This is a genomic window from Nocardiopsis sp. SBT366 (genome assembly GCF_001083815.1).
Classification (GTDB): domain Bacteria; phylum Actinomycetota; class Actinomycetes; order Streptosporangiales; family Streptosporangiaceae; genus Nocardiopsis; species Nocardiopsis prasina.
Window position 1 is genome coordinate 1 of sequence record NZ_LAVM01000123.1, and the last position, 11,083, is coordinate 11,083.

11 protein-coding genes are annotated in these 11,083 nt (G+C 71.1%); 7 read left to right on the forward strand and 4 right to left on the reverse strand.

All coding sequences use genetic code 11. From position 1 onward, the window contains the following. Together ADX84_RS26850 and ADX84_RS23960 are read left to right on the forward strand one after the other, a co-directional pair. Nucleotides 1–219: hypothetical protein (locus ADX84_RS26850; RefSeq protein WP_234004193.1), on the forward strand; the 219-nt coding region annotated here is incomplete at its 5' end. A gap of 122 nt (nucleotides 220–341) precedes the next feature. Beyond that, the gene (locus ADX84_RS23960; RefSeq protein WP_049579481.1) at nucleotides 342–818 is read left to right on the forward strand and encodes a DUF6194 family protein; all 477 of its coding nucleotides are present in this window, start codon (nucleotides 342–344) and stop codon (nucleotides 816–818) included. A 4-nt stretch (nucleotides 819–822) separates the two neighbouring features. On the opposite strand, the gene ADX84_RS23965 is transcribed toward ADX84_RS23960, so the two are convergent. Further along, nucleotides 823–1,218, reverse strand: coding sequence for a helix-turn-helix domain-containing protein (locus ADX84_RS23965; protein WP_049579483.1), 396 nt, complete (start codon nucleotides 1,216–1,218; stop codon nucleotides 823–825). A 240-nt stretch (nucleotides 1,219–1,458) separates the two neighbouring features. Between ADX84_RS23965 and ADX84_RS23970 the strand changes: the two genes are divergently transcribed. Continuing rightward, the gene (locus ADX84_RS23970) at nucleotides 1,459–2,097 is read left to right on the forward strand and encodes a DsbA family oxidoreductase (RefSeq protein ID WP_049579498.1); all 639 of its coding nucleotides are present in this window, start codon (nucleotides 1,459–1,461) and stop codon (nucleotides 2,095–2,097) included. Between the two features lie 267 nt (nucleotides 2,098–2,364). Here ADX84_RS23970 and ADX84_RS27050 read toward each other — a convergent pair whose 3' ends face one another. Next, complete coding sequence (locus ADX84_RS27050; protein ID WP_049579485.1) at nucleotides 2,365–3,984, reverse strand: OmpA family protein; 1,620 nt, start codon at nucleotides 3,982–3,984, stop codon at nucleotides 2,365–2,367. Between the two features lie 228 nt (nucleotides 3,985–4,212). Here ADX84_RS27050 and ADX84_RS23980 point away from each other — a divergent pair, with 228 nt between their 5' ends. Together ADX84_RS23980 and ADX84_RS23985 are read left to right on the forward strand one after the other, a co-directional pair. Next, the gene (locus tag ADX84_RS23980) at nucleotides 4,213–4,701 is read left to right on the forward strand and encodes a DUF1772 domain-containing protein (protein ID WP_049579487.1); all 489 of its coding nucleotides are present in this window, start codon (nucleotides 4,213–4,215) and stop codon (nucleotides 4,699–4,701) included. Between the two features lie 70 nt (nucleotides 4,702–4,771). Then, a complete protein-coding gene (locus ADX84_RS23985) occupies nucleotides 4,772–5,776 on the forward strand; it encodes a GNAT family N-acetyltransferase (protein ID WP_049579489.1) in 1,005 nt (334 codons plus the stop codon). A 214-nt stretch (nucleotides 5,777–5,990) separates the two neighbouring features. On the opposite strand, the gene ADX84_RS23990 is transcribed toward ADX84_RS23985, so the two are convergent. After that, complete coding sequence (locus ADX84_RS23990; protein ID WP_049579491.1) at nucleotides 5,991–6,512, reverse strand: GNAT family N-acetyltransferase; 522 nt, start codon at nucleotides 6,510–6,512, stop codon at nucleotides 5,991–5,993. 350 nt (nucleotides 6,513–6,862) lie between these two features. Here ADX84_RS23990 and ADX84_RS23995 point away from each other — a divergent pair, with 350 nt between their 5' ends. After that, entirely contained in the window at nucleotides 6,863–7,366 is a 504-nt protein-coding gene (locus ADX84_RS23995; protein WP_049579493.1) for a hypothetical protein, read from the forward strand. After that, on the forward strand, nucleotides 7,363–9,645 hold the full coding sequence (locus tag ADX84_RS24000; protein WP_049579496.1) for a tetratricopeptide repeat protein: 2,283 nt from the start codon (nucleotides 7,363–7,365) through the stop codon (nucleotides 9,643–9,645). Before ADX84_RS23995 ends, ADX84_RS24000 begins: the two co-directional genes overlap by 4 nt. Nucleotides 9,646–9,740: 95 nt before the next feature. On the opposite strand, the gene ADX84_RS24005 is transcribed toward ADX84_RS24000, so the two are convergent. Further along, a complete protein-coding gene (locus tag ADX84_RS24005; protein ID WP_082206755.1) occupies nucleotides 9,741–11,051 on the reverse strand; it encodes a DUF2716 domain-containing protein in 1,311 nt (436 codons plus the stop codon). Nucleotides 11,052–11,083: the final 32 nt, after the last annotated feature.

Here is an 11,083-nt window from a genome sequence, read left to right on the forward strand (position 1 = left end):
TTCGGCGTATCCGAGGAGGGTGGCGTCGATGACGGAGTCGAAGTTGGTGTCCGCAACGAGCCAGCGGGTGTGGGCCGCGGCGGGTTCGGTGATGGCGACGCGGTCGCGCTCGTGCTTGAGGGGCCGCGTGCCCGGGCGCGGGTGGGCGCGAAGTGGGGCCCTGGCGTTTCCGATGTCGACGGGCGGCCCAGGGTTGGGCGCGACGCTCCCATGGTTTGAGGGTTGATGATCATGAGTGGCCTGTTGGATGGGACTTCGCCGGAAGAAGTCTCAAAAAGCACCTGAATGAGAGACTTGAACGTGGGTGGCGCGGGGTCGCCCTGACTCTGTGAGGGGGCGAGATGGACCAGGACGAGGTCATCCGGTTCGTGGCCGGACTGGGCGAGGTGGACGTGATGACCGCGAGCCGGGAGAGCGGGGCTCCCGAGATCGCCTGGGGCGACTCCTTCTTCCTCTACGACCCGGACGGTCGGGCGCGCGAACGCGACGGCTTCACGCCGTTCGCGACCCTGGTGACCAAGGACTACCCGGGCTTCGACGCCGACTCCGACCTGGACCGGCCCGGGGTGTTCCGGGTCAACGTCGCGGTGGGGCGTGCGCTGTTCGAGGAGCTCGTGGGCCACGCCCGCGCCGCGCACGCCGAGCACCGGGTCGGGATCGACTTCACCGAGCTGGACCGGCTGCTCCCCCATCCCGCGTACGCCTCCCAGGGGTGGGTGTCGGTGCTCAACCCGGGTCCGCGCACCGAGGAGCGCACCCGTGAGCTGCTGGCGCTGGCCAGGGACCGGGCCGCCGCCCGGTACCGCCCTCGGGGCTGAGGGGTCAGCCGTTCCCACGGTCGTGGCGCTCGCGCGCGGCGCGTACGTCCTCGCGGTGGTCGTTGGCCCAGCGGTCCAGGGCGGTGAGCGGCACCAGCAGGGTGTGTCCGAGCTGGGTCAGCGTGTATTCCACGCGCGGTGGGACGCTGGCGTGCGCCGTGCGCTCCACCAGGCCGTCACGGACCAGGGCGCGCAGGGTCAGCGTGAGCATGCGCTGGCTGATCCCGTCGATGGCGCGGTGCAGTTCGCTGTAGCGGTGCGTTCGCTGGCCGAGCATGACGATGACGAGCACGCTCCACTTGTCACCGACCCGGTCCAGGACCTCGCGGACGGGGCAGTCCTCGGGCCCACGGGTGAGGTCGCGTTCGGTCAGGGGAACACCGGTGTTCGTCGCGGACATGAAAGTTCCTTCTTGAGGTCGGTCTGTCCTACCTGCATACTCACTGATCAGTAGGTTACGCACAAGAAGTATGTGAGGGGTGGTGGGTGTGAGCGACACGCAGCCGCGGAGCACGCCCGAGCCGGTGCCGGAGCGGGACGAGGGCTATATGCCCCTGCCCGTGGTCGGCGCACTGGTGACGTTGGGGTCCGAGGACGCGCCCGCGTGCTCGGACGGAAGCTGCTGGTGAGGGGAACGTCCGTGCAGATCGAAGTGTGGTCCGACATCGTGTGCCCGTGGTGCTACATCGGTAAGCGGCGCCTGGAGCGGGCCCTGGAGGGGTTCGAGCACGCCGACGAGGTCGAGGTCGTCTGGCGCAGCTTCCAACTCGACCCGGCCTTTCCCCGTGGGGTGAGCGAGCCGGTCCTGGACTCCCTGGCGGCGAAGACGAACGCGACCCCCGACCAGGTCCGTGCGATGACCGCGCGGGTCGGGCAGATCGCCGCGCAGGAGGGGCTGCACTACGAGTTCGACGGCGCCGTCATGGTCAACACCTTCGACGCCCACCGGCTCTCCCACCTGGCCAGGGAACGGGGTGTGGGCGGCCAGGCCCACGAGCGGCTGATGCGCGCCCAGCTGGTGGAGGCCCGCGACCTGGGAGAGGTGGAGACCCTGGTGGAGTTGGCCGTGGAGATCGGCTTGGACGCCGCTGAGGCCCGCACCGTGCTGACCGGGGACGCCTACACCGCCGAGGTCGAGGACGACGTCCGCACTGCCCGTGCCCTGGGCGCCACCGGTGTGCCGTTCTTCGTGATGGACCGTGCCTTCGGTGTCTCGGGCGCGCAGCCGCTGGAGGTGTTCACCTCGGCACTGGAGAAGGCCCACGCCCAGAGGGCCTGACTCCACGGCCCGATCCCCCTGTTGGGGCGGGTCGTCTCACCTTTGCCGATCACCCCTGCCGAAGGGGGACCGGGAGGGCTGGAGGGAGGTCACCCCCAAGGAGCCGGTGGCCGAGGCGTTGGCGGTGGCGACGGCGGCCCCACGGTGGGGGCCGGTCGCCGAGCGGTCGCGGATCCCAGGGCCCGGGTACACCGGTGGGCCGACCGGCCCGTACGCGGCGCGGCCCCGCTCCCCCGGTGAGGAGGGCGGGGCCGCGGCGTGGACTGGCTACTGGATCGGGACTCCGGGGATCTCGCCGAAGGCACCCGCGTACAGGGTCATCTCGGCCACGTCCGGGCTCGGGGCGGGGAAGACCGCAAGGGCCATGTACTCCTCGCCCGGGGACAGGGTGAGGATCTCGTCGGCGAAGTCCTCGTACTCCCCCTCCCCCGTGCGGATACGGATCACGTACCGGATCACGCCGGTGCCGGGTTCCTCCAGACGGAAACCGCCCATGGTGCCCTCGGTGTACTGCTGCGGGCTGCCGGGCAGGAACGCCTCGTCGCCCTCCAGGTCGGCCTCCAGGTCCGAGAGGGTGGAGTTCTGGAAGCCCACCATCTGGAACAGGTACGCGCCGTCGCGCACCATCGGGTAGACGTTCAGGTCCAGGTCCTCGTGCGCGACCGTGGTGAAGGGGTCCAGTTCCTCGAAGTAGGGCGCCGCAGGTCCGACGTGGCGCTTGGCCGCCTCCAGGCCGCCGCCCTCCTCGGTGTCGTTGTCGGCCATCGGGACCTCATAGGAGAACTCGACGCGGCGGTTGCGGGCGCGGGCCTCCTCGTCGTCGTCCCCGCCCTCCTGGGCGAGCAGCTCCCCGCTGCCCCGGCCCTCGGTGGTCAGGGTGAAGTCCGACCCCAGTTCCTCCTCCAGCAGTGCTCGCACGGCCTCGGCGCGCTCCTCGGACAGCGTCTGGTTGTAGTCGTCAGCTCCCTTGCCGTCGGTGTGGCCGACGACGGTGATCTCCACGTCCTCGCCGAGGTTCTCGCGCAGGGACTGGGCGGCCTCCCTGATGGTGTCCACGGCCTCGTCGGTGGGGTCGGACTCGTCGAAGGCGAACATGTTGTCCGCGTGCAGGGCGATGGTCTCCTCGTCCCCCGCGCGTGTGGTGGAGGCGGTGGAGCTGTCCACGAAGCTCTCCATGGACTGGACGAACTCGGCCGTGTCCAACCCGGGCTCCGGCGCGGTCTCCGGGTAGACGATCTCGTCCTCGGGCAGGTCCCCGTTGATGATCCAGGTCTCGGGGTCGATGTAGTCGTGCACGTCGGGTTCGGGGAGCTGGGTGAACTCGTCGACGTAGCTGACGGGGACGCCGGGCACGTGTCCGGCGGTCATCCCGGTCAGGGTCAGAAAGTCCACGTCCTCGCTGGGTGCGGGGAAGTACCGGCGGATGGGCGCGGCCAGATACTCGTGGATGGGAACGAGGTCGCTGCCCTCGATGAAGTAGCTGCCGTAGGGTTCGCCGTGGTCCTCGTCAGTGATGGGGAGCAGGACCTCGCCGGAGACCGGGTCGACCAGGCGGACGGGGGCGCCCGCGTAGGAGATCTCCTCGCCGGTGATGGTCTCCAGGATGTTGCGGCTGAAGTCGATCATCAGGTATTCGCCGTCGTGCTCCAGCGCCTCGACGGTGATCTCCACGGCGACGTCGTTGCCACCCTCGACGAACATGCGGCCCTGACGCACGAAGGGGAGTTCGACGTCCTCGGCGGTGACCTGCTCGGCGGACTCCTCGGAGGCGGCGGACTCCTGCTCGCCTTCCTCGCCGGAGGTCAGGTCGCGGACCAGGCCGCAGGAGCTGAGGGCCAGGCTCAGGGCGATGACCACACCGGTCACGCCTAGGGCTCGTTGGGACATGGTCGGGGGACTCCCTCGTGGTGGTGCGATGCTCCGGCCGGGGCGCCGGGATGGTGGTCAGCCGGTCAGACGCGCGGCGGGGCCGTCTGGTTGCGGGTGCTCGCTCACAGGTGTGCGCGAACACGGGGGCGGGACCGGACCCCGTGGCGCCGGGCGCGCGGGAGTGCTTGGATGGGGGCGTCGCGTGACCCGTGGGCGGCACGGACGAGGAAGGGCGGGCACGTTCCCATGTCGGAGATGGTGTTCGGGGTCGTGCCGGTGCTGGCCGCCGTGCTGACCGGCCTGTTCGCGGGTCTGTTCCTGACTTTTTCGATGGCGGTCATGCCCGGGTTGGCCCGCGCTGGCGACCGCGCGATGATCGAGTCGATGCGGGGAATCAACACGGCCATCCTGAACCCGCTGTTCGCGGTGGTCTTCGTGGGGGCGCCGGTGGCTGCGCTGGGGTCGACAGCGCTGTACGCCACCTCCGGTTCGCTGACGCCCCTGGTCTGGTCCGGGGCTGGTCTGGTCCTGCTGCTGACAGCGGTGGTGGTCACCTTCGCCGTGAACGTGCCGCGCAACAACGCCCTGGACCAGGCCGGTACGGCCGAGCACCTGGGCGACCCGGCGGCGGTGCGGGCCGCCTTCGAGCCGGGGTGGGTGCGGTGGAACCACGTGCGTTCCCTGGCCTCAGTGGCGGCGCTGGTCTGTTCGGTCATGGCCCTTCTTCCCGCCTGAAGTGTCCCCGTCGCCCTTCCGACCAGTGCGTTGCGGGCCGTGGCGACCCCGGGTGTGAAACGGTGGCCGGGTGAGTCCGCACATTGAGACCTTCGACCCCGCAGCGACCCCGACGGCCGACCTCGCTGCCTGGAGTTCGGTGTACACCGACGGGCAGTCCGCGCTGTCGGGCAGTGCGACACCGGCGGAGGAACTGGCCACCCGTCTGCGCTCCGGTCGCGCGGGGCGGGCCTGGCGTTGGGCGGCCCGGATCACCCCGGGCCACCCCATCCACGGTGTGGCGGAGCTGCGCCACCAGCACCATGACGCGCGCATCGGGTTCCTGCGCCTGTTCGTGGCCGACCACGTGCGGCGTCGGGGCACGGGTCGACAGTTGCGCGAGGCCGTGGTGGAGGAGGCCCGAGCCCAGGGGATGGACCGCCTCCAGAGCACCGTGCTGGCCGGAGAACCCGGCGAGTCCTTCGCGCGCGCCAGCCCCTACCTGCGCACTCTGCTGCGGTTGGAGCTCCAGAAGCAGTACCTGGACGAATCCACCCTGCGTCGCTGCTGGAGCCTGGCCGCCACGCCCGCGCGCGGGTACCGGCTCACCCACTGGGAGGGGCCCGCACCCGACCACATGGCCGCCTCCTTCGGGCGGGTCATGGCCCACCTGCTGGACGCCCCCGGGGCCGCCCTCCAGGTGGAGGCGCGCGCCTGGGACGTGCCACGGGTGCGCGAGTGGGAGCGTCAGATGACCGTGGACGGGTCGCGGCTGGTGGTGGGAGCCGCACTGGACCGTATGTCGGACCAGGTGGTCGCGGCCACGGTGAGCACGGTGACGCGGGGCGTGGTGGCCGACCAGCACGACACGGCGGTGCTGCCCGCGCACCGGCGCAAGGGGCTGGCCAGCCGGGTCAAGGCGACCCAGGCGCTGCGGGTGCACGACCTGTTCCCGCATGTGGAAGCGGTGGCGGTGACCATCAACCAGGAGAACCAGGCGATGCTCGCGGTCAACCGCGCCCTGGGTTACCAGAGGGTCAGTGAGCGGCTGCTGGTGGAGGAGGGGCTGGACCCGCATGAGGGTCCAGCGACCTGACGGTGGTGGGCCTTCGACGTGGTGGCCCGGCGCTCCCGCACCCACGAGGAGCACCTGGACCGGTCAGCGCGGACCGGTTCGGCGGACACGGAGTGCGCGGCTGGCGGTGTTCGGACCCAGGAGGGACGTCAACAAGCTGACCGGGGCTGCCCTGGCCATCTGCATGCGGAACGCCCCCGCCACGGAGTCCCGTGGCGGGGGCGTTCCTCGTGGATCACACGCCGAAGGCGTCCGGGTACCGGATGGTGCCGCGCGGGGTCTCACGCGAGGGGTCCAGCGACAGGGCCATCATGGCCTCGTCGGGTACCTCGAACGGAGCGCGCACGCCGAACCCGGAGGCCGGGGTGAAGCCGAACCTCGGGTAGTAGTCGGCGTGGCCCAGGACCAGGACGAGGTTCTCGCCCAGGGCGCGGGCCGACTCCAGACCGGCGCGGATGGCGGCCGCACCGGCGCCGGTGCGCTGGAACTCGGGCAGCACCGCGCACGGAGCCAGCGCCAGGGCCGGGTGGCCGTCGACGTGGCAGCGGGTGAACAGCGCGTGCCCTACCAGGGTGCCGTCAGTTGCTTCGGTGACGACGGACAGGCCGTCGATCCACGCGGAGGTGTCAGCGCGCAGGGCGTCGACCAGGTCGGCTTCGGCCGGTCTCTCGAACGCGGCGCTGTTGATCGCGTGGATCGTGGTGACGTCGGCGCTGGTCTCGGGACGGGTGGACCAGGCGTGGGTGGAGTGGGACAACGTTGAGGACCTTCGTTTTCGGGGGTCCCGTCGTGTGGTCAGGCCGGGACCCGCTGGCTGGAGGTGCTGGGGGCGTCGCTCACGGCGGCGCTGGTCACGACAGTCATCAGTTCACCTCTTGGGTCCGCACGGCCGACTCTCGGCGTCGCGGGGTCCAACGCTAGCAGGGGGCTGGGGCTTCCCCGTGGTGAGAGCGTTCACGGGTGCGACGCGGGCGAGGGAGGGCTTGGACGGCCCCCGAGGGCCCTGTGTGGAACCGTTCCGATGGCTAGGGTGTCTTATCCACAGGGCTTCGCGGGGTTCGGCGGGCCCGGTGACCCAGGCGGCGCGACGGTAGGGAGACCGGAACGGTGGAGCTGTTCGAGGAAGGCGCCAAGGTCCTGACCCAGGAGATGGTCAAGGGCGGATGGACGGTGGTCCAGGGCTGGATCACCCGGGTGTTCAAGGGCGACGAGGCCAAGCGGAGCAGGGCCCTGGACGAGGTGGAGCAGACCCGCCGCGAACTGGACCCCGGGGGCGGGGAGACGGTGTCGGTGCAGGAGGTTGAGCAGACCTGGCGGACCCAGTTGCGCCGCCTGCTGCGTGAGGACCCGACCGCCGCCGCCGAACTGCGTGTACTCCTGGACGAAGTGGCTCCGTCCGCGGCCGGAGGCGTCACCAACATCGCCCGCGACGTGCACGGCGGGGTGCTCATCCAGGCGGGCACCATTCACGGGGGCGTGCACCGGAGCGAGACCCGCTACGACGGCGACCACGTCGAGATGAGCGGCAACCGGGCTGGCCGCGATGTGATCGGCACGCAGAACAACCATGGTGATCGACGGAGCCAGAGCCAGGGGCACGGGGACGCGTGAACAGGCAGGACTCCTCCGCGGAGAGGGGTGGCCCGCTGAGCCGCGCGGCCATCCAGGGATCCCGGTCCCGGCGCGACACCATCGGTGTGCAGAACAACTACGGTGTCGGCCCCGCCCGGGGCCCGGCTCAGACCCTGGTCACACTGCCCTCGCTGGACGCCGGGTTCACCAGCCGGGGCGCGGAACTGGAGCGGGTTCTGGCGGTGCTCGACCCCGGGGTCGAGGGCGTTGCGGGAGTGGTGGTCTCCCAGGGCATGGGAGGGGTCGGCAAGACCCAACTGGCGCTGGCTGCCGGGCACGAGGCTATCCGTCGCGGGTGGTTCGCCGGAGCGCTCTTCGTGGACCTGCACGGCTACTCCACCCCGGTCGACGGTGACCGGGCGGTGGAGTCCTTCCTGCGCAGCCTGGAGGTACCCACGGAGCGGTGGCCGGACGACGCCGACGCCAGACGCGGACTGTACCGCTCCTCCCTGGAGGAACGGTCCCTGGAACTGGGCGGCCCGATCCTGGTGGTGGCCGACAACGCATCCGAGGCCGGTCAGGTCACTCCCCTGGTTCCCGGTCTGGCGAGGCACCGCCTGCTGGCGACCTCACGCGACCGCCTCACCTCGTTCGGTTGGCGGCGCATCCTCATCGACCACCTCTCCGACACCCGTGCCGTCCGGGTCCTGGTGGAGGCGCTGCGGGTCGGTGACCCGGACGATCCACGAGTCGCTGAAGCCGCAGCCCTGGCCCGGGTGGCGAAGGCCTGCGCCGGGTTGCCCCTGGCGCTGCGCATCTGCGCCGCCGTCCTGGGAGCGGCTCCGGACATGACCGCCGACGAGCTGGCGAACACCCTTGAGGGTTCCGAGACACGGTTGCGCAGGTTGAGGGACGGCTCCCGCAGCCTGTACACGGTTTTCAAACAGTCCCGTGCGCGGCTGGCGCCCGAGGCCGCCGAACTGCTCGCCCTGCTGGGGTTGGCTCCCGGACCGGACATCTCAACGGCGGCCGCGGCGGTCCTGGCCGGGGTCGAGGAGACCGAGGCTCTGGAGCGTCTGCGTTCTCTGTCGGCCGCGCACCTGGTGTCGGGGAAGGCGGGCCGGTGGCAGATGCACGACCTGACCGCCGACTACGCGGCCTCACTGAGCAAGGGAGACGACGCTGCGGACCGGTTCGTCCACGCTCGACGGCGCCTGTTCGACCACTACTCGTCCATGGCCGACGGCGCCCGTCTCAACCTCGTGGCGTTGCCGGGCCAGCAGACCCCGGAGACCTTCGCCGACCGTCGGGCGGCCACGCGGTGGCTGGACGCGGAACGCGCGGTCCTGATCGACACCGTGCACGTGGCCCGCAGGCTCGGTGAGACACGGACCGAGACCGACCTGCCGGTCTTCCTCAACACGTATCTCAAACGGCGTCGGGACCTCTCCGACCTGGAGGACGTGCACCGGATCGCGCTCAGAGCCGCGCAGCGAAGCGGGAACAGGGATCGCGAGGCCATCTCCTGGAACAACCTGGGAGCCGTGCTGCGTGAGACGCGTCGGTTCGGGGCGGCCATCGACGCGCACGGACGTGCCCGATCCCTCTTCGCTGAGCTGTTCGACGATCACGGCGAGGCTGTGTCGTGGAGCAGCCTTGGGGCCGCGTTGGGCGACGAACGGCGTTTCACCGAAGCCCTGGAAGCCCTTCGGGAAGCGCAGGTCATGTTCGCCCGGTTGGACGACGTGCACCGGGAGGCCATCGCGTGGAACAACCTCGGGGCGACGCTGCGTGAGGTCGGCCGGTTCGCCGAGGCCGTCGACGCCCACCAACGGGCCCAGGGCTTCTTCCGCCAGCTGGGCGATACCCATCGCGAAGCCAGGGTGTGGGTCAACCTGGGCGCGGTGTTGAGCCAGGAGAAGCGATTCACGGAGGCCATGGAGGCCCACGAACGAGCCCGAACCATGTTCCAGGGGCTGGGCGACACCCGTGAGGTGGCCAAGGCGGGGATGGGCCTGGGCATCTGCTTTCGGGGGCTCCGCCGAACGGATGAGGCCCTGGCCTTGCTCGACGAGGTGGTCGGGTTCTTGTCCGATGAACACGACCCGCACCACGAGGGGCTGGCCCGCCACGAACTCGGGCTGACCTGGATGGCGGCGGGTGACCCACCGAGGGCGGTCCCGCACCTGGAACGCGCCGTCAAGCTCCTCGGGGAGAACAACGACCCGTTCCGAAGGGACCAGGCCGCCGCAGCGCTGGCCAGGGCCCGAAACTCCTCCACCCCGGGGGGAAGCTCGCCAGGGTCCCCCACCCTCTGAGCGTGGCGTGGCCAGCATCTCGCACCCCTGAGTGCGAGACGCCTGGGCACGGGACACGGTTTCGGACAGGCACCGCCGCGCGCCCCGTGCCGGGGTCAGTCGGCCCGCTGCCCGTCACGGCGCAGCGGTGAGCCCAGCAACCGGTTGAGGTCGGCCTCCGCCTCCGTCAGCAACTCCTGGCCGAACACGCACAGAGTCCCCTGACCGTGCTCCCAGGGATGGCCGAAGGTCCCCAGACGCAGGTCCCTCGCGAGGTTGATGTAGTAGTCGCCGTCGGGGAACGTGTGCGCCGGATGGCGCGGCTGCTCGTCGCCGCCGACCCGGCGCGGGTCGTACCGGCGTCCGATGTGCTGCCAGTCCAGGGAGTAGAGGTGTTCACCCTCCGGCACGCTGGCGGCGAGCGCGAGTCGCATGGACCGGTTCAGCTCGGCGAGGCGTTGGGGGTTCCCAGCGACGGCGCGCACCGACCAGGTCACCGAGGGGGTGGGCTCGACGATGCCGGGGAAGACCGTGGCGCTGGGGGCGAAGAAGAAGCGGTTGGTGAACCGATCCCAGAGGTCGTCGTGTTCGGGGTCGTCGTTGAGTTCGGTGACCGGTCGGGTCGGGGCGGGGGTCCCGTCCGGGACCCAGGTGTGGGTACGCGCGGTGGTGACCTGGTGAAACCCCGAGGCCAGCAGTAGTTTGAGCAGGTCGGGTTGGGCCGCGGGGTCGACCTCGGCGGACATGAGGCGGGACTCGGCCTGGGTCCACACCCACCATAGTGGCAGGACGCGGCCGGAGCTGGCGTGCCGGGCCCACTCCCCCAGGAACTCGGGTCGGGGCGCGGTCATGCCCTCCAGGACGACGAAGGGCGTTCCGGTGCGCAGGGTGGCCCAGCTGGCGGCGCGCACGTGGGCCCCGTCTACCAGGGTCAGGGTCCGGTTCTCGAAGGCGTAGCCGTCCGCCTCGTGTTCGGCCAGGGGGCGCCGGTGTGGTCCGGAGCCGGCGGCCAGGCGACGCACGGCCCGGGCGGACACCCGGTCGTTCTCGCGGAGCTGTTCGTCCGGCGGGGGCTGCGCTGTGGGGAGGTCGTCGAGTTTGGCGACCAGGACGGAGCGCTCGGGGCCCGGTGTGAACCCGGCCGTGTCCAGCGCGTGGGCCAGCGCGGGCGGGTCGTGGGCGTGGGTCCGCCACTGCGCGGGTTCGGAGTGCGCGTCGAACCGGTCCCTCTGGCGGGCGACGAGGGCGGGGAGGTCGGTGCGGGTCGGCAGCGGGCCGTGGTCGACGACGCCGTGGGTGCCGTAGTGGGTGCGGACGAGGCTGGCGCCGTCCAGGTGCGGGTCCCGTAGGTGCACCGCCCCGGTCTGGGACGGGGAGGGGAGGTGGCCGCGCAGGTGGGTGTCGTAGGCATGGCGAAGCTCGTGCAAGGTGTGACAGCCAGGAGGGGTGAGGGGGCGGG

Coding starts and splice junctions, on each gene's coding strand:
- ADX84_RS23960 (WP_049579481.1), top strand. CDS start 342: ATGGACCAGGACGAGGTCATCCGGTTCGTGGCCGGACTGGGCGAGGTG.
- ADX84_RS23965 (WP_049579483.1), bottom strand. CDS start 1,218: ATGTCCGCGACGAACACCGGTGTTCCCCTGACCGAACGCGACCTCACC.
- ADX84_RS27050 (WP_049579485.1), bottom strand. CDS start 3,984: ATGTCCCAACGAGCCCTAGGCGTGACCGGTGTGGTCATCGCCCTGAGC.
- ADX84_RS23980 (WP_049579487.1), top strand. CDS start 4,213: ATGTCGGAGATGGTGTTCGGGGTCGTGCCGGTGCTGGCCGCCGTGCTG.